At 55.5% G+C, this 22952-nt stretch carries 19 protein-coding genes; 10 read left to right on the forward strand and 9 right to left on the reverse strand.

Going from position 1 to position 22952, the window contains the following annotated elements; all coding sequences use genetic code 11:
• Positions 1-7 precede the first annotated feature (7 nt).
• Complete coding sequence (locus FRD01_RS21550; RefSeq protein WP_146963002.1) at positions 8-889, forward strand: LysR family transcriptional regulator; 882 nt, start codon at positions 8-10, stop codon at positions 887-889.
• Here the strand turns inward: FRD01_RS21550 and FRD01_RS21555 are convergent.
• The 3 genes from FRD01_RS21555 to rho all read right to left on the reverse strand — a co-directional run bounded on the left by FRD01_RS21555 (position 864) and on the right by rho (position 6559).
• Positions 864-3944 (reverse strand): transglycosylase domain-containing protein, encoded by a 3081-nt coding sequence (locus FRD01_RS21555; protein ID WP_146963003.1) that lies wholly within the window; start codon positions 3942-3944, stop codon positions 864-866. The genes FRD01_RS21550 and FRD01_RS21555 overlap by 26 nt on opposite strands.
• A 108-nt stretch (positions 3945-4052) precedes the next feature.
• A complete protein-coding gene (locus tag FRD01_RS21560; RefSeq protein ID WP_146963004.1) occupies positions 4053-5609 on the reverse strand; it encodes a hypothetical protein in 1557 nt (518 codons plus the stop codon).
• 2 nt (positions 5610-5611) lie between these two features.
• Positions 5612-6559 carry a transcription termination factor Rho gene (gene rho / locus FRD01_RS21565; protein ID WP_146963005.1) on the reverse strand — a complete coding sequence of 316 codons (948 nt, stop codon included), beginning with the start codon at positions 6557-6559 and terminating at the stop codon, positions 5612-5614.
• Positions 6560-6821: 262 nt separating this feature from the next.
• On the opposite strand from rho, the gene FRD01_RS21570 reads away from it, so the two are divergent.
• Together FRD01_RS21570 and FRD01_RS21575 are read left to right on the forward strand one after the other, a co-directional pair.
• Complete coding sequence (locus tag FRD01_RS21570; RefSeq protein WP_146963006.1) at positions 6822-7553, forward strand: toxin-antitoxin system YwqK family antitoxin; 732 nt, start codon at positions 6822-6824, stop codon at positions 7551-7553.
• A gap of 59 nt (positions 7554-7612) precedes the next feature.
• Positions 7613-8863, forward strand: a complete 1251-nt coding sequence (locus FRD01_RS21575) for an NRAMP family divalent metal transporter (RefSeq protein ID WP_146963007.1) — start codon at positions 7613-7615, stop codon at positions 8861-8863.
• Here FRD01_RS21575 and smpB read toward each other — a convergent pair.
• Complete coding sequence (gene smpB / locus FRD01_RS21580; protein ID WP_146963008.1) at positions 8860-9339, reverse strand: SsrA-binding protein SmpB; 480 nt, start codon at positions 9337-9339, stop codon at positions 8860-8862. The two genes, FRD01_RS21575 and smpB, sit on opposite strands and share 4 nt — an antisense overlap.
• Before the next feature lie 134 nt (positions 9340-9473).
• On the opposite strand from smpB, the gene FRD01_RS21585 reads away from it, so the two are divergent.
• Both FRD01_RS21585 and FRD01_RS21590 read left to right on the forward strand, forming a co-directional pair.
• Complete coding sequence (locus FRD01_RS21585; RefSeq protein ID WP_146963009.1) at positions 9474-10067, forward strand: DsbA family oxidoreductase; 594 nt, start codon at positions 9474-9476, stop codon at positions 10065-10067.
• A gap of 3 nt (positions 10068-10070) precedes the next feature.
• Complete coding sequence (locus FRD01_RS21590) at positions 10071-10379, forward strand: SAF domain-containing protein (RefSeq protein WP_146963010.1); 309 nt, start codon at positions 10071-10073, stop codon at positions 10377-10379.
• A 1-nt stretch (position 10380) separates the two neighbouring features.
• On the opposite strand, the gene FRD01_RS21595 is transcribed toward FRD01_RS21590, so the two are convergent.
• Positions 10381-11295, reverse strand: a complete 915-nt coding sequence (locus FRD01_RS21595) for a hypothetical protein (RefSeq protein ID WP_146963011.1) — start codon at positions 11293-11295, stop codon at positions 10381-10383.
• A 231-nt stretch (positions 11296-11526) separates the two neighbouring features.
• Between FRD01_RS21595 and hemN the strand changes: the two genes are divergently transcribed.
• The gene (hemN, locus tag FRD01_RS21600) at positions 11527-12876 is read left to right on the forward strand and encodes an oxygen-independent coproporphyrinogen III oxidase (RefSeq protein ID WP_146963012.1); all 1350 of its coding nucleotides are present in this window, start codon (positions 11527-11529) and stop codon (positions 12874-12876) included.
• A gap of 5 nt (positions 12877-12881) precedes the next feature.
• On the opposite strand, the gene FRD01_RS21605 is transcribed toward hemN, so the two are convergent.
• Together FRD01_RS21605 and hemB are read right to left on the reverse strand one after the other, a co-directional pair.
• Positions 12882-14030, reverse strand: coding sequence for an acyl-CoA dehydrogenase family protein (locus FRD01_RS21605; RefSeq protein WP_146963013.1), 1149 nt, complete (start codon positions 14028-14030; stop codon positions 12882-12884).
• Positions 14027-15031, reverse strand: a complete 1005-nt coding sequence (hemB, locus tag FRD01_RS21610) for a porphobilinogen synthase (protein WP_146963014.1) — start codon at positions 15029-15031, stop codon at positions 14027-14029. Before hemB ends, FRD01_RS21605 begins: the two co-directional genes overlap by 4 nt.
• Before the next feature lie 148 nt (positions 15032-15179).
• On the opposite strand from hemB, the gene FRD01_RS21615 reads away from it, so the two are divergent.
• Together FRD01_RS21615 and FRD01_RS21620 are read left to right on the forward strand one after the other, a co-directional pair.
• On the forward strand, positions 15180-16190 hold the full coding sequence (locus FRD01_RS21615; protein ID WP_146963015.1) for a hypothetical protein: 1011 nt from the start codon (positions 15180-15182) through the stop codon (positions 16188-16190).
• Between the two features lie 7 nt (positions 16191-16197).
• Positions 16198-18474, forward strand: coding sequence for a GMC family oxidoreductase (locus FRD01_RS21620; RefSeq protein WP_146963016.1), 2277 nt, complete (start codon positions 16198-16200; stop codon positions 18472-18474).
• Positions 18475-18527: 53 nt separating this feature from the next.
• Here FRD01_RS21620 and FRD01_RS21625 read toward each other — a convergent pair whose 3' ends face one another.
• Positions 18528-19496 carry a pirin family protein gene (locus FRD01_RS21625; RefSeq protein WP_249755820.1) on the reverse strand — a complete coding sequence of 323 codons (969 nt, stop codon included), beginning with the start codon at positions 19494-19496 and terminating at the stop codon, positions 18528-18530.
• Between the two features lie 113 nt (positions 19497-19609).
• Between FRD01_RS21625 and FRD01_RS21630 the strand changes: the two genes are divergently transcribed.
• Positions 19610-21319 carry a hypothetical protein gene (locus FRD01_RS21630; protein WP_146963017.1) on the forward strand — a complete coding sequence of 570 codons (1710 nt, stop codon included), beginning with the start codon at positions 19610-19612 and terminating at the stop codon, positions 21317-21319.
• On the forward strand, positions 21316-21720 hold the full coding sequence (locus tag FRD01_RS21635) for a hypothetical protein (protein ID WP_146963018.1): 405 nt from the start codon (positions 21316-21318) through the stop codon (positions 21718-21720). The genes FRD01_RS21630 and FRD01_RS21635 overlap by 4 nt, the downstream gene beginning before the upstream one ends.
• On the opposite strand, the gene FRD01_RS21640 is transcribed toward FRD01_RS21635, so the two are convergent.
• Positions 21671-22951: a mechanosensitive ion channel family protein gene (locus FRD01_RS21640; RefSeq protein ID WP_146963019.1), complete on the reverse strand. Its 1281-nt coding sequence runs from the start codon at positions 22949-22951 to the stop codon at positions 21671-21673. The two genes, FRD01_RS21635 and FRD01_RS21640, sit on opposite strands and share 50 nt — an antisense overlap.
• Position 22952: the final 1 nt, after the last annotated feature.

Raw genomic sequence — 22952 nt, forward strand, 5'->3', positions numbered from 1 at the left:
CCGCAGAATGAATCTCCACCTCGACGGCATTGAGGCTTTGGAGGCTATCACCCGTACCGGGAGCTTTGCCTCAGCGGCGCGCGAGTTACGCAAGGCTCAATCCGCGGTGTCCTACGCCATTCAGCAGCTTGAAAATGGACTCGGTGTAGAGGTTTTTGACCGCACGGGCCATCGTGCCCGACTCACGGAGCAGGGCCGCATGGTTCTGGAGGAAGGTCGAAACCTCCTCGCGAGCGCGCGCCGCATCGAGTCGTTGACAAAGCTGATGGGTGAGGGCTGGGAGAGCCGCATGGAAGTGGTCATCGACGGCATTCTTCCGATGGCCCCGATGATGCGGGTCCTGAAGTTGATGGCCGACGAAGAGATACCCACGCAGATCCAGGTGAAGGTGGAGTTCTTAGGCGGCGTTCAGTACCGATTCGAAGAGGACGAAGCTGATATCATGCTCGTCAACGACTTTGAGCCTAATGACACGCTGATCGCGAATCCACTGCCTGAAGTCAATGTTGTCCTTGTGACCTCTCCAGACCATCCGATTGCTGAGAGGGACATGAGCGCGCCGTGGACACGCCGAGAGCTGCAAACATTCGTGGAGCTCTCCATTCACGATTCCAGCGTCTCTGCAAAGTCCGACCCGACCATGTTCGGTGGGAGTCGTGTCTTTTTCCTCTCAGACTTCACGACCAAACGAGAAGCACTCCTGATGGGACTCGGTTTTGGCTGGGTCCCCGAATACCTGGTCGCGCAAGATTTGGCGGCTGGCAAACTGGTGGAAGTAGCCTACGAGCGAGGCTCTAGCTATCAGTTTCGGCCGCTCCTCGTCCATCGCACTGACAGGCCTCCGGGCCGCGCGGGCCGGAGATTCATGGAGCTGCTCTTAGACGAGTAGCGTCATCGTCCGGAAGGTTCTGGACGGAGTCCAAGGCCCTGAGTCCGGCCAGAGTGGGCTGAGTATCCGGGTCGGGAATATCCATCGGCTGCTCCACAAGTGGGTCAAGCAACGGGAGCATATTGCCCACGATGGTGACTGGGAGCGCGCTCGTGAAGGTATAGTCTCCGGCCGTATCTCCCTTAACAAAGGCAGTCATCGTTCCGTGGAATCGCTCCTCCAGGAAGAACGCAAAGGTCGCTGAGCGAGAAATCGGAATCTCTTCGGTACGTTTGCCATTCTTATCCACACTCACGAGCTTATGGTCGCCGGTCCCGGTCTTGCCGCCAATCTGCCATGGTCTTGTCTTAATCGCTTGAATTCGCTTCGCCGTGCCTTCTTCAACCACGCTTAGAAGTGCACTTCGAAGTGTTTCCGCAACCTCACTCGCCATTTTGCGGTCGCCGGCACCACCAGTGTGCTGGAGACGGGTCTCATAAGGCGTGTCTTGGGCTAGGTGAACGGCCTTAATCTTCGTGCGCGAATAGGAAACACCATCGTTCAGGATGATCCCTACCAACTCAGCAATCGCGTCAGGCCTATCCGCTGAGGTACCGAGAGCGGTCGCAAACGATGGCACCAGCTTATCAAATGGGTACCCCAGCGAAGCCCAGTGTTTATGCACCTCTTCAAATGCATCATGCTCGAGCACCATCCGAATCCGGATGTTCTGAGCGCGCACTTGATGCGGCTTGAACAACCACTCGTACGCATGTTGTCTGAGGTCGGTACTCGCGGCGAGCAAGTCCTCCATTGATTCCTGCCCAAACGGACCTTTGCGGCGAAGCAGCCAAAGTTCCAAAGGATGCGACTTCGCTAGATACGCGCGGTCATTCCACGTCCATTTCTCCGGATCCACATCATCAAAGACGGCACGTACCGTGCCAAACGGAAGCTCGCGCCCAAGCACCTCTTTCATCACCGCGTTGCCTGTGTACACATCAGCTTCAGGGTAGACGGCGCGATAAGCTGCTAGAAACTGCCTCGGCGTCCACGTCCGCGAACGGTAGAGTTTTCGCATCGCAGCGCCCTGGTCGAGCCCACGATAAGTAGCCTCGAATCGCCTCAAGAACGCACTTCCTTCCATGTCCGCAAAGCGCTCGAGGTAGATGCGCCTCTCTGGCGCTTCAGCGTCGTCTAAAATGGTCGGCGAGGAACCTGGCGCGTTGTACATATAGTAGCGAACAACCTCTCGCATGATGCGTACAAAAGGTAGGTTCACCGAGCGCTCAAATGCTTCAAGCACCGTTGGGTGCGTATGATTGTCGCGCCGGCTAAAATTCGAGAACGTATGAAGTCCTCCACCGGTGAAGAATGTCTCATTCGGGTTCGCCGAGAACCTTCGATTCATGGCGGCTTTGAGCACGTCTTCCTTGGTTGCCTCGGGCTTCTTAGACATATAGGCGAGCGTCCATCGGCTCAACGCATCCGAAGAGTCGACCTTCACCTCGCTCAGTTCCTCGGGCGTGTGGTTCTGATGGCGCGTGAAGATTGAATTGACGGCGTGAAGATAGGTCGCAAGCGTCCTAAGTTTGGCCGTAGAGCCAAGGTCAATCTTGATATGCTCATTGATATTCAACGGCTGTTCCAGTGTGTCAGCCTGCACTCGAAGCACATTCTTAGAACCCGATTTTTCGTAGAGCGTGAAGCTGTAAATCACGTCCTGCGCGGATCCGGCGCCAAATCTCTCCACGCCGAGCTCCTCGATGACCCTAGAATCAGAGAGGCTTCGCAACATTTCTTCCACGGCGTGCTGCACGTCTAGGTCCACGGTTGTCTCAATGGTCGCGTCGTAGCGGTCGAGCTCGTAGAGCGTCTCAACATCGGTCTTTGAAAGCGCATGGCCACGCAATGAGGACGCGAGTTTTCTCGAGACGTAATCGTAGTCTTCGGGATTGGCAGATGTCTTAATATCCACGGTGCTCATCAATGCGGCCTGCGCAAGGCGGGCCGGGACTACGCCATCGTTCATCATCAGTCTCAGGTACGAATCCGTTTGTTCGCGAAGGCGTTCCTGATGAGACTTGAGGAGCTCTGATGGGCGGCGATGAGCTAGAACTAGGCTCACAACCTGGCGCAAACTCTTGGCTTGTTCCATGAGCAAGGCAGGGTCGGCCGATTCCTCAACCGAGCCCCAGCGCAAGAGTTCCGACGTCCGCTCGACGTCTTCGCCGAACCAAATCGAGAGTCCATCCGGAATCCCGTGCACCTCCCCATAGCCCTCGATAGCAGCCAGTGGAACAGTGTTCACATACGCGAGCACTACGCGTTTTTGCCACTCAATTGTGTCCTCGCCGTGCATGTACGCACGCAACGACGCACTCATCATCTGCTGGAGTTTGGACTCCACGTCGCGGGTCCGGCCCTCAGGCGAGTGGCGAAATTTCTCAAGCTGTGTGGCAAGGGTGGAGCCACCGGCGGGCCGTCCGGTTGCACCGAGCTTGGTGGCGCCAAGGTCAGCCAGTGCGGCCGCCATACGTTTCCACTCCAAAGCAGGGTTTTGGCTCGGTCTTTCCCCGTCCAAAAGCGCTCGGTTTTCCACGTATTTGACAATGTCCACGACCAAAGGAGGGATCTCATCAAACGATTTCCAAGAGTGCCCAGGATACTCGGAACGGTAGAGTTCGTGCCGGTTTCGGTCCAAGACCTTAAGCCCCGCGCTATCTTTTTCTTCGAAGAGTGGAAACACACCCTTGTCGGTGAGTTTCTGAAACTTGGGTGTGACCCGAGCCTGGTGTGTAACCTCGAAGCCCTGAGCCTCGAGGGTCTGGACGACCTTCGGAATCTTTGTATAGCCGAGCCTTGCGTCGTACGGCCCATCCTTGGGAAAGACGATGCGGTCACTTTCTCCGTGCTCAAGCCTGAAGCCCACATCTTTGGTGGCTTCGGTAAACACATGGGCTTGCAACCGCGAATTTTCAAGCTCGTACCAGACTCCGTATATCAGAGCGCCCGTCACGAGAGTTACGAACCAGACACGGGCGCTGCTTTTGCGCGACCGTTGTGCCTTGCTCATATGTACTGGATGAATCGGACCTGGAACTGGAGCAAAGTCTATCTCTGCTCGGACGATTCATACCTTAGTTAGAAGATAAACACGGTTTATGAGGTGCAAAATTCCTTTTTATCTCTCTTTCCTGCAAAACACCCAGAGTTCGTTCGAAATCGGGCACTGCCATTCGGCCGAAGCCGTGATGGCTTTGACGAGTCCATCGTGCTCCTGAGTGCTTGTCACCACTGCATTGACTTCCCAATGAGCAAGTCGGCTTTCCCACTCTTCGCCACGTCCGATCGCGTCGAGATCGCGCCAAATTTCCTGTGTGGGAAGCTCAATTCGGTTGTCCACGAAGACCAACTGGTGAGGCGTCTGGTCCAGAAGATGAAAGAGGAGGAAGCCGGGATATCGGTGGTCATGAAAGAGCCGCAGCGTGGCGGGATCCTCTGCCTTCAGCGCCTCAATGGCTTCCAACGGGGTGTCTAGATGAACGAGCCCCAAGCCCGGCGACTCCGTCCTGGCTGGCGCGATCTGGAGATCCGCCGCCAGCTGGTTCTGGCCCGACCACGGTTGCGCGCCAAAAGCTGCCAAAATCATCAAGCCAATGATCATGGCGTTCATGGTGAGCTCACTTAGCCCCGGTGTTTCTTTAACGACTTTGGAGGGCTTAGCCACGTAGGGGGCGAGTATGATGGGCGCCGTGACGGCCCAGAAGAGCAAGAACCGTGATTGGCCTGCCACGAGGATGACCATCCACGCGAGCATTCCGAGGTCGGCCCAGTCGAGGCGCCGATTATTCTTCACCATCAGCACCAGCGCGGCCGCCGCGCCGGACCAAAAGAGCGAACCGTAGATATCTGGGAAGGTCAGCGTGGTGGGCATCCACTCACTGACGGTGTTGCGGATTTCGGGATTCGAAGAGGCCAAGAGGTAGGTATAGACCTCAAACCCCCTCGGATTCAGGGCAGATGCCAAGATGCTCGCTGCTGCAGCGCCAAACCACCAGAAGGGCGAAGGGCCGGAATTAAGGTGCACCGAAAGTTCCGAAAACTTTGAGCCCACCGTCCGGTCGAGCGTAGCTGCGATTCCAAATGCGATGGCCATGGCGGGAGCAAAAATAAAGGTCCCGTGGAAGTTTGCCCAGAGCGCAGTTGCGAGTGGAAAAGCTAACAACCACCAAGGTTTTGCGCGGCAATGACGAACTTCGTACGCGAGGAACATCAAGCCCAGAAATAGGGGCCATGCCAGGAATTCAGAGCGAAGGGAAATGGTGAAGAATCCGAACGCGGCTCCAAAGAGCGCGAGGATCGAACCAAACATCGCCGAGCCTGAGCGGCGTGCGGCCCAGACCCCCAGCAATCCAAAGGCCAGCGCTGCACCCAGATTGCGGATGATAAGCATGCCCGCGAGGCCAAGCGATTCATGACCCTTGAACAAGAGCCATTGCGAGAGCCAGGGCTGCACGTAAGATGGATGGTCAGCGTCAAGCGTGTAGAGAAAGTGATTCGCGACCGGCATTTGCCCGGTGGCGTCCACCATTCGGCCAAAGCTCAGGTGCCACCAGTAATCCCATGATTTTAGAGGTTGAAGCCCAAAACCCAGCGCCACCAGTACAAATGGCAAGAGAAGCCATATAGTCCGCAGCGTACAAGCGAGTTCAATTCGCTTGAGAAGGGTGGAGAACATACTCAGTTCAACATCCCTTTGATCAATTCAAGGTTTGTTCGGGACTGTTTTGTGCGTTTGATCATCCACTCCAAAGACTCAACCTCGCCCATATCGGAGAGTTTTCGCCTCAGGATTGGGATGCGGTCGACTTCCACGGTGTCAAACAAGCAGTCTTCGCGCCTCGTGCCCGATGAAGCGATCTCCACGGCAGGCCAAAGTCTGCGCTCAGCCAACTTCCTCGAAAGCACGATCTCGCAATTACCCGTGCCTTTGAACTCTTGGAAAATCACTTCGTCCATCCTCGAGCCCGTGTCGATCAGCGCAGTAGCGATGATCGTCAGGCTTCCGCCTTCTTCAAGGTTCCTCGCCGCTCCGAAGAGCTGGCGCGGACGATCGAGCGCTCCGGCCGTAACACCACCCGAGAGTGTGCGGCTCGAGTTCGCGTAGACGGTGTTGTAGGCGCGAGCTAGGCGAGTGATCGAGTCCAAGAGGATCAAGACATCTTGGCCGTCCAATAGACGCTCGAGAGCCTCTTTAAACACGGATTCCGTAAGGGCGATATGCTCCTTCGGAGTCTTGTCCGTTGTGGATGCAAAGACTTGAATCGGAAGATTTCTACGGAAATCTGTAGCTTCCTCGGGACGTTCGTCCACGAGAAGCGCCATCTGATGAATATCAGGATGATTCTGAGTAACCGCTTTCGCGATTTTCTCGAGCAACATGGTCTTGCCCGCCTTCGGCGGGCTCGTCACGAGGACGCGTTGACCTTTTCCAATCGGCGTAATCAAGTCGATCATTCGCCCCACGTACTCTTCACGCGTTGTCTCCAAACGGATGCGTGAATCAGGTTGTACTGGGGTATAATCGGATAGCCGCTCGTGCAAACGAACCAATTCTTCTGGATTTACAGTAGGGAGTTGACTTCCACCACCGCTTCCGCCGCTCTTCCTTCGGCGCCGTCGAGCCATACTTCTGACCTTTGTTTCTATGGGTCCCACTCTGCTTACTAATTTACTGCGAGTAGGATTTCCTAAAAAGGGGAACGCGCTTCAGAGCGTCCATGCGGCTAACCCGCGTGTCTAATGCGCACCTGCAATATTACCCATACTGAGCCTAAAACCAAGCCCTTTCTGAAATTTTTGTCTTTTCAGGGCCGATTGGTCAGAGATTTGAATATTCGTTATGCTCCTAGCGTCTCAGCGTTTGGAACCAGATTTTGGAAGGCAACGTATGAAAGCACCGATAATTTTCTTACTCACACTTGGCTTGTTACTCCCTGCAACTCTGACGTTCGGCGCCAAAGACGCCGAGGCGCAGCAGATCCTGAGGGATTCTCGAACCTCTGGAAAGCGCACCCATAAACAGGCTGGGAAACGTCATAAACGCGAAGCCAGAAGGGACACCCGAACCGAAAGGCGCACGACTCGAACCACGACCCATCGCTCCGGTCATGTCGTACACCGCCCTGTGCACAGACATAACGTCACACATCACAGAAGCCGTGTGCATCACCGCGACTATCGACACCGCACGCACGTGAGATACGGCCGCTACGGTCATACCTGGGGTTATCGCTACGTTTGGCGCCCGCGCTACTACTCGTGGGGAACACGAGAGGTTCATCACCACCACAGGCCGGTCGTCATTCATATCGAAGAGCCAGAGCCGGAGTTGCCAGAGCTCGAATGCGGACCGCGCACGGAGATGCGGCAGACTGAGCGCGAGACCTGGTGCGCCACAGATCGCGGCCACCGTCACGGCCCCTATGTCAGGTACCATCAAAACGGCGATGTCGCTCAGGAAGGCTGGTACGAATACGGCACAAAAGAAGGCATTTGGATGAGCTATCACACCAACGGAGCCATCAAGTCTGAAGGCGCCTTTCAAAACAATCTGCGCGTAGGCATCTGGACCAACTACAACCGAGACGGCGAGCAGATTTCAGCCACTGAATATCAATAATCCGCTGGAAAAACCGGACGTTCTCGTGCACTAATCCACCACACAAGGTGGATTTTTTTATGCGTGAAAACCTTCTCAAGACCATCGGTCCAGGGTTGATCTTTGCCGCTGCCGCAGTGGGTGTGAGCCATTTGGTTCAGTCCACGCGCGCTGGTGCGAGCTTTGGGCTCGGCCTCATCGCATGGATCGTATTGGCCAACCTCATCAAGTATCCCGCGTTTCGGTTTGGCCCTGAGTACGCGGCAGCCACCGGTACTTCTCTGCTCGAGGGATACCGAAGGCAGGGGAAATGGGCTCTCGTGCTCTATGCACTCCTCACGCTCGGGACCATGTTCTCGGTTCAAGCCGGCGTTACGGTCGTGACCGCGGCATTGGCGAGCGCTTTGGGTTTAGGGTCAAATCCAGTGGTGATCTCTGGCGTGATCTTGGCGCTCTGTGCCGCCATCTTGGCGGTCGGCAAGTTCAAATGGCTGGACCGTATTGTGAAGGTTCTGGTGGCGATTTTCACCGTCACAACCGTACTCGCAACCCTCCTCGTGCTCCCGAAAATCTCGTGGGGCGAGATTCCGTTTTGGATTGCGCCAGCCGACTTCGACCTTAAAACCACGCTCTTTTTGGCGGCTTTGATCGGATGGATGCCCTCGGCGATCGACGTGGCCGTTTGGAACTCCTTGTGGACCCTTGCCAAGAACAACGAGAGTCAACACAAGGCGAATACGCATGAAGCCATCTTGGACTTCCACGTGGGATACTTTGGGACGGTAGCTTTGGCGTTGAGCTTTGTTCTGCTGGGGGCGGGGGTGATGTACGCCTCCGATATTAGTTTTGCCGAAAGCGCGGGAGGTTTTGCATCGCAGATTCTCGACCTCTACGCGCAGACCTTAGGCGAGTGGGCTCGTCCGCTCATCGGCGTTTGTGCGCTCGTCGTGATGTTCTCGACAACTCTGACGGTCTTGGACGGGTTCCCGCGGGCAATTACAACGCTCATCGATCGTTTTCAGAGCGAGGAAGTGCAGGACACCCCCGACAGAAGTGGCGGTCGAGCCTATTGGGTGACCGTTCTGGTCCAGGCACTCGGTGCCTTGCTGATTCTGCATCTTTTCCTAAGGGGCCTTCCGCAGCTCATCGATATTGCAACGACACTTTCGTTTCTGACGGCTCCCGCCCTTGCTGTGTTGAATCATCGCGCGATGTACCGCGAAAATGTCCCAGAAGAGCTGCGCCCGAAAGGCTGGCTTCGTGCCCTGAGTTTGTTTGGGATCGCGGCTCTGAGTCTTTTCGCGCTCGTCTATCTCTACCTGATTCTCTAGTTCTTCCAGTCGCGCCTTGCTTCGCGGGTCTCGCGGGCAATTTCGCGTGCTGCTTCACGCTTCTTCACGGATTCGCGCTTGTCGAAGAGTTTCTTGCCCCGGCAAAGCCCCAGCCTGACCTTGACGTGATTCCCGCTGAAATAGAGTTCCAACGGGATCAGAGTGTAGCCAGACGATTCCACCTTATGCCTGAGGCGATTCAGCTCACGGCGCTTCATCAAAAGTTTGCGAATGCGCTCGGGTTCGTGATTCTCGTGTGTAGCAAAAGGGTAGGGCGAGATATGGGCGGAGACGAGCCAGAGCTCGTTATTCTCGAATCGGGCGTAGGCGTCGGTAAGCTGGACGCGCGCATCGCGCAGGGACTTCACCTCGGAGCCAAGGAGCACGATTCCTGCTTCAAACTCTTCGTCCACAAAATAGTTATGGAGCGCCTTACGGTTCCGCGTGATTGTCTTGGTGTCTTTATTCTGGCTCATATCCATCTCCCTTAGTCTCTACACTTAGCCGAAACTAAATGTTTACGCCATGCGCGAGCATGTTAAACTCTTTGCAACCTCAGTTTGTTCCAGATCATCTGACTCTTGTGAACTAGGAGTCAGTCATTCGATCCATGTCTACGATAGAAGTATTTTCAGATTTTCTTTGTCCTTTTTGCTTCATTGCCGAAGCTTCGACTTTGGCATCTTTGCAGGAGGCTTATCCCGACCTCGACGTGAGTTGGAGGGGGTTTGAGCTTCATCCAGAGATCCCTCGGGGAGGCATTCCCATCCAGGACTTCTTTCCAGAGGAGGGGATTCGGCAATTCAAGAAGCGGCTTGAGGATTTAAGCCTTGAGTTTGGGATTGAGCCCGTAGACATTCCTACGCGGCTGCCCAACACCATGAAGGCCCATGCCCTGACGGAATACGCACGGATGAAGGGAAAGCACCGCCCGGTACGCGAAGCCATCATGAACGCGTATTGGAGAGAGGGGCTAGATATCGAGTCCGACGAGGTCCTCGGTGAGATTGCTCAGGCTCATGGGCTCAACCGTGAGTTGGCCCTGGCCGCCTCGAAGTCGTCTCAGTACGAGCTAAAGGTGATTCAGAATCGTGCAGCAGGCTACGAACGAGGCGTTGCAGGGGTTCCCACCTATTTTGTGAATGGCAAGGCTGTGATGGGGTGCCAGGCAATGTGCGCCATAGAGGAAGCTCTGAGGGCATAAACCATGGTTCGAAAGACCGCTCGAAATCTCTTTTTTGGTGTCTCGTTGTTGGCGGGAGTCCTGGCCGGTGGCGCGTTTCATGCGATCCGAGTCGAGGAGGAGACCGTCAAAATCGTGGTCGCCACGCAAGATATCTCCAAAGGCACCGCCCTGACGCGTCAGATGTACAAGTTCTCTGACGCGAGTCCGCGCGCACTCCCATCAAACCCGATTCCATTTGACCGGATCGAGTACTACGTCGGTAAGCGGCTCAGATACGACGTCGTTCTGAACGAGCCCTTGAGGCAAGATTCGTTTGAGAGAAACGAGTAGCCTATTCGTTCCACCAAAAGAAGCCGTCGGAAACTGGGGTTTCATCGCCCATCTGGGGACGAGCAAACCTTACACTGACGTGATAGTACGCCGATTTTCCTTCTTCAGCCCGAAGTCTAGAGTCTGGAAGACTAAACCTCGCTCGGAAGAATTGTGTCTCTTTGAAGGCCTCTATCGTCCCGAGTTTGACGGTCGCCAAAACACCGTTTTTCACGTCGCGATCATCGTCCAATAGAATCTCGACGGCAGAGTTTGGGTCACCCGCAAATCTTGAGGCGGGTAGCGGTACACGGCAGAGCGCGTGCACATCGCCGCCGCCACCAAACACGTAGGTGTAGAGTTTTTCCATCTCTTGCTGAGGATCAAACTCCTGTCGGCCGAAAATACACGTGGTTCCAGCTTCGCCCAGATCCGAGTATCTACCGGCCGTCTGAAAAGCCTCCCACTCCCGATTCACTTTGGTGCGCGAATAATCCGAAGCGAGGCGGCGAAGAACTTCATTGGGCTCGTCTCCAGTCGCGAAGCGCGCCTCGAGGAGTTTCTGCGTGGCGTCCAGGTCGGTAGCCGCTTGTTGTACGGCCTTGATCGTGGCCTCGTCGAGCGTGCTCGCGCCACCCGACTTCATCGCCCTAAAAGTTTGGTTCCGCTCCACCACGGCTGGGCCTTCGGCAGCGCAAGGATGCGAGTCGTTCAACGTTTCTCGTTCAGCTTGAAACTCGTTGATCGCACCAATAAAAACATCTGGTGCTGCAGTGCTCGTAGCCAACAAGCGCTCCTGACGTTGAGTGAATACATTTTTGGCCGCTTCGCACTGAGCCACAAGGTCAGTGGTCGTGGATTCGGCTGCATCGTCAGTTGGCTCAGCCGGCGTGGTCGCGCATCCAGCAATCAAGAGCAAAGGAAAAAACTTCTTCATTGGTCCTCCGTTTTCAATGTCGTCAAAATCTTCATAGCACTTCAAGTTCAAGACTTTCCCATCAAAATCTACCTTTGCGCAAAATTAACGCGCCAGGCGAAAAATATTCCGTTCTTCTTCGGTTGTCTGAAGTCAAACCGTAGAAAAACCAATGGCTTAAATCCAAGACACCCATCGGTACAGAACTTGCGAACTCAACGTGATGTTTAGTTTTGCCCCTCGGAGGCACCCATGCAAATTGATTTTCAACACCTTAAAGAATTCGACGTCCCTGTTCCGCGGTATACCTCGTATCCAACCGCGCTCAGCCTCACGGAATGCAAGGCTCAGGAGGTTGTGGAGTTCGAAAACGCGCGGCGCCCAGACGGTCCCGTTTCGCTCTACTTTCATCTCCCATTCTGCCAGTCCCTTTGTTGGTATTGTGCCTGCACCAAGATCATCACCAACGACCGCAGCAAGAGCCGAGTTTATCTCGAGAGAGTTCGAAAGGAACTCCAGCTAAAGAAGGCCTGGTTTGAAGGCCGGAAGATGACCCAGCTGCACCTCGGTGGCGGTACACCGACGTTCATGACCACCGATGAGTTGGCGGAGCTTCTGCAGATGACACGAGAGGTCATCGAGTGGGCCGAGGACGCTGAAATCGGCATCGAGATCGACCCGCGTACGCTCGATGAGGGGGATGCCTTCAAATTGGCTGAGGCCGGCTTCAACCGCGCTTCCCTCGGCGTTCAAGACCACGACCCCAAGGTTCAGCGTGCGATTCATAGGATTCAGCCGCTCGAACAGACGCGAGCTGCGGTGGAATCACTAAGAGCCGCAGGCTTTGGCTCGATCAACATGGATTTGATTTACGGACTCCCAGTTCAAACGCTTGAGTCTTTCAATCAAACCATCGAGGACGTGATCGCCCTTAGGCCAGACCGCCTGGCAATTTACAGCTACGCCCACGTTCCATGGGCGGCACCGGCTCAGAAGATCCTTGAGACCAGATACGGGCTGCCGAGCGCCGATGAGAAAATTCAGCTCTTCCTCCTGGCCGCGCAAAAGCTCGACGATGCGGGATATGTACATATCGGGATGGACCACTTTGCGCTCCCTGAAGACTCGTTGAGCAAAGCCCTTAACGACCAAACTTTGAGGCGAAACTTCCAAGGCTATAGCACTCAGGCTGGCGTTGAGATTCACGGCTTCGGCATGTCGAGTATCTCGCAAACCGACAGACAGTATTTTCAGAACGCCAAGGAGCTCGAAGACTGGGAGGCAGCGATCGATTCTGACGCTCTTCCAGTCATCAAAAGGGTGGTCTTGAGCGAAGAAGACGCGCTTCGCCGCGACATCATCATGGCCATCATGTGCTCAGCCAAACTAGACCTCGACGCACTCTCCGGGGCCTACGGGTGGAGTGCAGATGATTTCCAAGACGAATGGTCACAATTGCGAGTGATGCAGGACAAGGGACTTGTAGAATTGGAAGGCTCTACGCTTCAGGTCACCCCTGTGGGGCGCTTCTTTGTCAGAAATATTGCGGCGATCTTCGATACCTATCGGGCCGCACAGAAGGGGTTCTCAAAAGCGATCTAGACCCACTAGAAGCCTAGATTTCTAGCGATAATCTCCTTCATAACCTCTTGGGTGCCGCCACCAATTGGCAGAAGCCGTGCGTCTCTTGAAAGTCTCTCAACCAGAGATTCACGCATATATCCCATGCCTCCAAAGAGCTGTACCGCATCGTAGGTCACGTCCACGGCGAGCTCGGCCGCTTGGTTCTTCGCCATCGAGACTTCCGTGACGAGGTATTCACCGTCATCGAGTCGCCTTGCGAGTTGATAGACAAAGGTCTTGACCATCGCGATGCGCGTGGCCATATCGGCGAGCTTATGGCGGTTGACTTGAAACTTGGAGATGGGGCGACCGAAGGCTTCGCGTTGCTTCGCCCACTCTTTGGCCTCTTCAAACGCGAGCTCAGCCGTCGCCACGCCATAGGCCGCGAGCGCGAGGCGCTCTGTTTGAAAGTTCCGCATCAACGTAAAGAAGCCGCCTCCTTTATCACCCACCAGATTCTTTGCCGGTACTCGTACATTCTCGAAGATCAACTCTGCGGTGTCGCTGGCCCACCAGCCTGTTTTCTTCAGGGCCTTAGACACTTCGAAACCCGGCGTGCCTCGCTCGATCACCAAGAAACTGAGCCCACCATGTGGATCCTCGTCGGTTCGGACGAGGGCGACCACAAAGTCCGCCCGAACCCCGGACGTGATGTAGAGTTTCGCGCCGTTGACCACCCAATGATCGCCATCGAGCACGGCCTTCGTCTTCACTGCCGCAACATCACTTCCCGTGCCCGGCTCGGTGATCGCAAGCGCCGCGATTTTCTCGCCGGCAAGGGCAGGGCGCGCGTACTTTTCGATTAGATAGTCGTCGGCCGACTGAACGATTGGAGGAAGAGCGATCCCAAGCGAGCCCAGTCCCACGCAAACGCCCGTCGAGCCGCCGTGCATCATGCCTTCGATGGTCATGACGATAGAGCTTGCACCTCCACCACTTCCTCCGACTTCGGGATCGACCCCCACACCTAGAACTCCCGCCTTTGCAGCTTTGGTAAAGAGCTCTCTTGGAAACTCGCCGGCTTCTTCCCAGTCGTAGGCAAAGGGGCGAATTTCCTTGAGCGCAAACCGCTTTGCGCTTTCCCGAATCATCTTATCTTCTTCGGTCAGCAGGTTATCCCAAAATGTGCTCATGACTGGCTCTTGAGAAGGCGCGCTGCCTCGAGCGCGAAATAGGTCAAGATGCCGTCGGCACCGGCTCGCTTAAACGCGAGGAGCGCTTCCATCATCGAAGCATCACCGTCGAGCCACCCATTTTCTGCAGCACCCTTGAGCATCGCGTACTCACCGCTGACTTGATACGCGTAGGTTGGGCATCCGAACTCGTCCTTCACCCGTCGCACGATATCCAAGTAGGGCATCCCCGGCTTTACCATCACCATATCTGCACCTTCGGCAAGGTCCATCGCGACCTCTCGAATCGCCTCGTCGGTGTTTGCCGGATCCATTTGATAGGTGCGTTTATCCGACTTTCCGAGGCTCGATTTCGAGCCCACAGCGTCTCGGAAAGGACCGTAAAACGCCGACGCGTATTTTGCGGAGTAGGCCATTATCCGGGTCTTGGTTTCGAACCCAGCGTCGTCGAGAGCCGCGCGAATTCGGCCGATTCTCCCGTCCATCATATCGCTTGGCGCGATCACGTCGAATCCAGCCTGAGCTTGAACGACGGATTGTTTTTCCAAGACATCGATCGTTGGGTCGTTGACCACATAACCGTCGACAACCAGACCGTCCTGGCCATGCGAAGTGTAAGGGTCAAGGGCCACGTCACCAATAAGTCCGAGCTCGGGATAAGCTTCCTTGATGGCGCGGGCTGCGCGGCACATCAAGTTGTCTGGATTCATGGCTTCGGTAGCCTCTTCGTTCTTCTTCTCGACTGGAACCACGGGGAAGAGCGCAACCGCCGGGATACCCAGATTTACCGCCTCTTGAAGATCTTTTAGCCAGAGGTCGATCGATTGTCGCCAAACTCCTGGCATGGACTGAACTGCTTCGCGCTGGTTACTTCCTTCGAGCACAAAGATTGGCCAGATCAAATCGTCCGTGGTCAGTCGATTCTCGCGCATGAGCCGTCTGGACCATTCGTCATGCCGCATGCGCCTCATTCGTGTGTTTGGAAAGTTTGTATTCGTCATTGGAACTCCAATTCAGTGGCGGGCGTATCATGCCGGAAAATCGGTCGGTCAAGAAGCCCGGACTTAATGTGATTGACTCACGAGTCATAAGTGGATATTCGTAGTGGTATGACCAGTTGACCAGCGCAGCGAACAACGTGGAAAACGAATGAGCCAGTTCAGAGAAGATAATCGTCAAAGGCAGCTCAAGCCCGGGGTCGAATCCTGGTTTTTTCGATGCGTGGCGCCCGATTCCCCCACGGCAATCTGGGTAAAGTTCACCACCTTGCTTCGTGCAGATGGCAATCACGTGGCCGAAGTTTGGTGTTCGGTCTTTGAGGCCGAGAATTGCGTTGGTGCAAAAGAAACTTTCGCCCTTCAAGGGGCCACTCTTGCTCCGAACGGGCAAAAGCTCAAAGTGGGCCGCTCTTGCGCGGAGTTTGGGAACGCCGGTGGATCGCTTACGGGCGAAGTGACCCAAGGCATCACCCTTGCGTGGGACCTTCGGTTCGAGGTCGTCCAAGAACTTGGACAACCGCTCTGCATGCTTCCCACAAGACGTCTTGTGGATGCACCAATTCCAAAGAACAAACTCCTAACACCTGCGCCAGTCCTCAGGTTCTCGGGTACCATTCGGGTGGGTGAACGCCAGATTGAGGTCCAGAACTGGCTTGGCTCTCAGGGACATAACTGGGGCGCCTCACACGCCGCCAAGTACGCATGGGGGCAAGCAATCTTTACGGATTCGGCGGGCGAGCCGCATACCTATGTGGAGGGAGCCTCAGGCGAGATCAAGATCGGCTCGTGGCAGAGCCTGCAGCTCTCCATGTTAGTCGTGCGCCGACTAAACCTTGGAAAGCTCGTGGAATACCGATTTGACCGCCTCGTAGACCTTTGGAGACAAGATGGTCGAATCGACTTCCCAACGTGGACACTTAAGATGCGTGGCGCCCAGGGTCACGCACTCCTTACCCTTGTGGCGGTGCCCGAACGCATGGTCTGCCTCGGCTACTACAACCCAGATGGATCGCTCGCGTACTGCCTAAACTCAAAGACGGCTCGCGCACGGCTGGTTGTAAATCCAAGAGGGGCCGACGGCTTTGAGTGTTCGTCCGAGCACGTTGGCGCGCTCGAGTTCTTGCAGCCTAGTCCTGAACCACGCGTTCAACCCGTCATCTGAGGAAGTTATGGGATTTACCTTTTTTGAGACGATGTCGGGGGAGTTCCGAATTGACCACAAGCCGATGAAGGCCACGGTTTGGCTTGCCTGCGAGGTGCCCCAAATCGAGGCTTTCAACGACGGAGTCATTCGGCTAGACGGTGTGATTCACATAGACTCTTGGGCGGATGATTTGCCATTGTCCGGTGAGTTGAGAATCTCTTTTTTACGCAAGAAAACGCTTGAGTACGAGCTTCGGTTTGACGACCACGAAGGCCGGAAATGTCGTATTGAAGGCCGCAAAGATCTGGGGATTACGAGGCGCTTGCTCGGGATGACGCATCTCAATTGTGAAGTCTTCTGCGAGAGTTCCCTCGTCGGGAGCGGCTACCTTGAGTTCGACCTGAGGGACCTCATGAGCTTTCTAGGCTCACCCCAAGCCGGCACATCGGCGCGACATCTTCCAATCGCTGCGGGCCCTGAACCGGAAGATGTCGAGGCACTGAGGATGGCTATGGAAGAGCTTATCTCGGCTGGTGCCAAGGTCCCCGCGGTGTCCGAAAAGACTTTGAGCCGAACCCTAAAGCTCATCTCCCAACTTCCGCCTCATGCACAAAAGGGCTACTGGGCAGCGCTCCACGCATACAACGCTCTCAGATCTGATGGGCTCAAAAGAGTGGTGTCTCTACCGATCATGATCGGTCATTTCGGAAGACCCGACTACCTCGATGCCATCGGGGTACCAGCGTACGACAACCCGGTACGCGAGCCCCGAGAACGTTGGCACCAACAGCTCGTGGGACCCGAGGTCCTGGAGAACGAGTCCACCATCGAGTGCGATGTGGTGGTAGTAGGAACGGGCGCCGGTGGTGCCCCTTTGGCGGCCTCACTTGCCGAGAAGGGATTTGCTGTGGCCCTGGTCGAGGAGGGGAGATGGGCAGATCGGGCGGACTTTTCGGGCGAACTCGAGACACGGATCTCCAAGTTCTGGCGAGATTCAGGGCTTTCGACGATCGTATCAAATGCTCCGCTGATGGTGCCAACCGGCCGAGTTGTGGGTGGAACCACGGTGATCAATTCAGGAACGAGTTTTGGCACGCCACATGCCGTGCTCAAAGAGTGGCGTGAACTGGGATTTGGCTCCGATTTCGAACCGGACAATTTCAGTGAGTGGACCCAAAAGGTGGCGCGTGAGCTCGGGATTGCACCTGCTCAAGATGCGTGGCTCGGTGCTATTGCAGGGCGGGTTGCAGTGGGTGCCGAACACTTAAGAGACCGATTTCCAGAACTCGAGCACGGGCCACTTCCTAGAAATGCTCCGGGGTGTGATGGTCAGGGTCTGTGCACGCTTGGGTGTCCAACCGGGGCCAAGCGCTCTACCGATCAATCATGGGTTCCGCGTGCGCTCAAGGCGGGGGCACAGTGCTTTACAGGGCTTCGAGTAGCTCGTGTGTTGATGCGCGGCGACAAGGCTGTGGGTGTTGTAGCGCGCGGGCTAGATGAGTTCGGCGTACACAAAGAACTTAGGATCAAGGCGCGTGCCGTTGTGATTTCTTGCGGGACTTTTGGATCTCCTATTCTTCTACAGGAAAGCGGGATCAATCTCCCTGCTCTCGGCAAGAACCTCTCGGTTCATCCGGCGCTCGGTGTCATCGCCGAATTCCCGCATTCCCTGGGCGAGCCGTGGCGAGCCATTCCTCAAAGTTATGGCGTGCACGGTGTCGGTGATTCGCGGATCCGATATGAAGGCTTCTACGTGCCTCCTGGGCTCATGGCTGCTGCGCTCGGGGAGTACAACGACGCGTTGAATAGTTGGATGGACTCGGTGAATCGGGTTGGGCAGTTTGGGTTTATGGTTCGCGATCGAGGCGTCGGAACAGTGAGAAGAGGCCCTGGTGGGCGGCCGATCGTGACCTACAAGATTACCCCCGACGTCCTTAGTTTAATGAAGATTGGGCTCGCCAATCTTTGCGAGATAATGCTCGCGGGCGGGGCAGAACGCATCAATATCGGGGTTCGAGGTCTGGGAGATATCGCGTCCGTGGACCACGCAAGAGCGCTATCTTCCGAGGGTATCAAGCCGTGGCATTTGAGCCCGATGGCCTTTCACCCGCTCGGAACCTGCGCGATGGGCGTTTCCGCCAAATCGGCAGTCGTGGACCTTCGGCACCAAGTCTTTGGTACCGAAGGCCTCTACGTGGTGGATGGGGCAAGTGTGCCGAGCTCGCTCGGCGTGAACCCTCAGGTGACCATCATGTCGATGGCGCTTCGGGCTGCGGACCTGCTCGCTCAGGACCTGAGCTGAGCTACTCCGCGTTCTCGACCCGACCATCCGGGTGGCGCGCAAAACGTTCTTGCTCACGTGGATGAACAGGTCCGTATGATGGCCAACGGCCAGCCACCAAAGCCCGTTTGGTGGTAGTCGATCATCGCTTGACGAATCTCCTGTGGCTCATTCATCACGAACGGCCCGTGCTGAACCACCGGCTCGCCGATCGGACGCCCCTGGAGAATCAGAACTTCTCCGAGAGCGGCACCGTTCTCGATGACGATCTCTTGCGTCGGGTCTACCTTTGCGAGCTGACCCTTGCTCAGTTTTTGACCGTCTACACTCAGGCTTTCGCCCACAAAGAAGTAGACGGTTCTATTGGCGCCTTCTGGACCTGCGGGGATGGTCCATTTGGCACCTTCATCGAGCTTCAACGTCCAAATCGCGATATCTGCTTTTGGGTCAGATGCCCAAGAGTTTGGCGGCGGAGTAGGGGGCTCAAGCCCTTCTACAGCACCGGCAATTGCAACCAGCTCAATTCGCCTTCCTTCCGTATCCTCGATGGTCTTACGAGGCACGGTGTTCTTCCAGAACATGGTGAAGTACGGGTCGACCATCTTGCTCTTGCGAGGAAGGTTGAGCCAAATTTGAAAGAGTTCGGTTGGATTCTCCTTGTCCTTATTGACCAATGGGAACATCTCCGAGTGCACGACACCGCTTCCAGCGGTCATCCACTGCACGTCACCGTTTCCGAATCGAGCTGCTGCACCAAGGGAATCCGAGTGGTCGATGAATCCGTTTCGGGCGATCGTGATCGTCTCGAATCCGCGGTGCGGGTGCATCGGAAAGCCCGGGACGTCCTGCCCATGGTACATGGACCAGCCGTCTTTGTTCGAAAAATCCGAACCGATGTTTCGTCCCGACACAGATGCCTTGGGGCCCATTTTTTCGTCACCTTCGGGATAGAAATCCAGGTGGTGTACGCAAAACAAGAATGGGTCTTGAGTTTGCCACGGAAATCCCATTGGACTGACACTTAACACTGCATTTTTAGACATGATTGCCTCCTTTTCATTGCTCATATAGGTTGCTTTATATGGCCAAAAGGGTTCGTGCCGCACGGGTTTGTGGGGCAACGCACTGTTTCTGAGCGTCTACAAAAGGGTGAATCATGGAGAAGTTAGAGAGTACGTTAATCGAGGTCTTGAGCTTTCCGTGTGGCGTCTCGAGCGCCGGCTACCCGTATTTTGAACAAGAGGCGTGGGAAACGTTTCGCGACCGCGTTCCGCATCTGTTCACGGCCGGAACGCGTGTTCTCGAAATTCTAGAACGTCTCAAACCGGAGGCCGATGAAAACCGCGCGAGGGCGATTAAAGTTGCCGAACAAATCGTCAAGACAGCGTGTATTACTGCGCCGACCGACCTCTGGTTGATGCGCCACGTGCTCAGAACATTTAACGAGCTTGGTCTCTACCAAAGGCTTTTGGAGGGTGAGGCAATCTACCCGGCGGAGACGTGGGTGGATGGTGTTCGACTGAATCCCTCGGAGCTCGAGACGGATCTTCACTTTCTCCTGGCCCGAGGTGTTGTGGAACAATACGACGAGAGTTTCAGAATCGCAGGCCACGATAGAGTGCGCGAGTATCAGCGCATTGTAGAACGGCATCCTGCGGCGCTGACTCGCATCTGGGAACGTGCGCTTCGGGCAGAAACGATGAGTCCTTCCGAGGTAGACCTCCTGGCATCGCTTGGACAGAATCTTGAGGAGTCGAAGCAGACCGTTCAAAATCACTGGATTCCGACGCTCGAAGAGATTGAGATCGGCTATCGTTTGGTCCCACTCGTGCTCGCTATGCGGGCGTCCATGGATCTCAGCGGTTTTGAACAAGGCGCACATCTCGGTACGTTACGTGCCGGCCATCCACGCGTTGCTCAGAGCGCGCAACGGATTCTCGAATGTGCTGGGTGGTTAGACGGTGAGACGGTCACGGCGCTTGGCGCCCGTGGTTTCGCGCGTGCGCCAGGGCCTTTTGGAATCATCGAAACCTACAACGGCTACATGGAGCGAAGCGCGGATATTCTTTTAAACCGGTGTGAGTCCGTTTGGGTGGAACGGAGCGCCAATGTGGGTGCGTCTCAAGATGCGAACGCCGGAACCTTCAAGAAGGCCAACGATGCCTTGGATAAGTTTCGAGCCGACACCGGCTTTGAATTTCAGGTCTTTGTGGAACACGCCATCGGCAGAGGGGAAGCCACGCGGCAGCGGTTTCAACGCGACGGCGACCGACTTCAATACGTGGGCGCTGACCTCGAAGACGCGGCGATCGACGCGGCTATCGTGGAGCAGCAAGCTGGGAGGCTTCCTGCGAACATGTTTTTTGTCCGGCACGCGGACATTGGAAAGCCGGAGGTTCTGATCGCCGAGATGCAGGCAGCCGGCGTGGCCACATACGGTGCTGTGATGATGGTCGGCAATGGTTTTCACGAGGTTCGAAACCAAAGCGACGAAACCATGGTCGAGGTGTTCAAAGGGTACGCCCGCGCGGGGTTCATCCTGCTCTTCACCGAGGAAAATGCGCTCTCCGTGGATGATCTGCGAGCTACCGCTTACAACACGTATCATGCGGGGTTTAAGTACGTTCACGAGAAGTCAGGGCAGGGGCTTCGGCCGTCCGAGCCTCGCCCGAAACCTCGTCTCGGAAAGCCGCTGAGGGCGCCGTGGAGTTTGTGCGCAAAACAGGCTGGTTACACGCGGCTTGACGTGTATTGTACGCGAACTCGGACGATCTATCCGCACAAGCCCGCCAGTGGCCATAACCCGTCGATTAGTGTTAATCACTTCTTTGTGCCAGACTTGATTCTGGCGGAGATTGAGAAATGACGACAACATTTGCGACTTTATTTGGGATTGTGGTTTTGGTGGCCCTGGTTGTGCCGATGGTACGACCTCGAGGCGTGGACTCGATGATTCGTCAGGCCAGAAAGGACGGCGATTTGTCCAAGCTCTCCCGCATGCTCTGCGCCACGCCAGTAGCGACCCGTGCCGACTCCATCGATCAGGTATGCACCCGACTTTGGAACCTCTACGAGCGTGAGCTCGTTGCCGAGCTACTGACTAAGATTGCGCCGTCTACGGACGATATGATCGTGCAGTATTGGATGAGACAGGTCTTGGAGATCGAGCCTGAAATTGCCGCCGAAACCTTTACGATTGGCTTCCTCGAAGAACACTTCAATCCGGAAGTTGCTTCGAAGTGTGGTCGGCGAGGATGCTGCGGTTAAGAGCTTCGAAGTCTCGTCCAGCGGGCGCTTGGAATGCCCTCAAACCAAACTCGGGGAGGACTGCCATGAGATGGTCGAAGATATCGGCCTGAATCGCTTCGTAATGGGCCCACCGTGTGTCTTTGGAGAACACATAGATCTCAATGGGTAGTCCCGATTCCGTGGGCTGAAGCTGTCTTACAAGGAACGAGAACTCTTCGTGTATCTGAGGGTTGGTGCGCAAGTAAGCCACAAGATAAGCGCGAAGGGTGCCAACATTGGTGAGCCACCGTTTGTTCACCATGAGCTCCTGGGCACCTTCGGGCAATTTGGCATTGTGCTCTTTGAGCTCCTCCTTCTTCCGTTCGATATACTCGTGAAGAACTTGGATTTTCGAGAATTTTTCGATTTCATCTTCGCTCAGGAAACGGATGGTGTTCATGTCGATGAGTAGGCTGCGCTTGATTCGGCGGCCGCCAGCCTCAAACACATTTCTCCAGTTCTTGAATGAGTGCTCCAGGAATTTATGGGTTGGAATCACTGTGATCGTACCATCCCAATTTTTGACCTTCACCACGTTCAGGGCGATGTCCACCACGTCGCCATCGGCGCCAAAATTGGGCATTTCGATCCAATCCCCGACTCGAATGAGGTCGTTATTGGTAAGCTGCACACCCGCCACCAATGAGAGCAGTGTGTCTCTAAAGATTACCAATAACACGGCGGTCATCGCGCCAAGACCGGTGAGGAAGTACCACGGGGACTCGTTCATCAACGCCGCGACGGCATAGATAAGGGCGAAGAGATAAACCGCGATTTGAACGACCTGGATATAACTCTTGATCGGCCTGCCACGTGCCACTTCGTACTTGGCATAGATCGCGTTGACCGCACCCAAGAATGCGCTCGCCGCGCGAGCCACAACCATGACGATTGTGGCCACAACAACCCGTTGAACCAGATCGACAATGTCTTCTCCGAGATTTGGTACAAAGACCATTCCCCAGCGGATTACAAGTGCGGGTGCAATGGGCGCAAGGCGCTCAAAAACCTTCTCCTCCGCGATCACATCGTCCCACCAGATGCTGCTTCGTTTCACCAATTTGCTGATGCCACGAAGTATCAGGCGGCTCGCAATCAGGTGCGCGATAGCGGCGATGACGAGCACTCCCGCAATCCAGGCCGCGCTCTCAAAAAAGAGGGCCCAATCGATCTCAAAACTCTTTAACCATTCAATTTCTGTAGGATTCATA

It is taken from the genome of Microvenator marinus (assembly GCF_007993755.1).
Classification (GTDB): Bacteria; Myxococcota_A; Bradymonadia; order Bradymonadales; family Bradymonadaceae; genus Allomicrovenator; species Allomicrovenator marinus.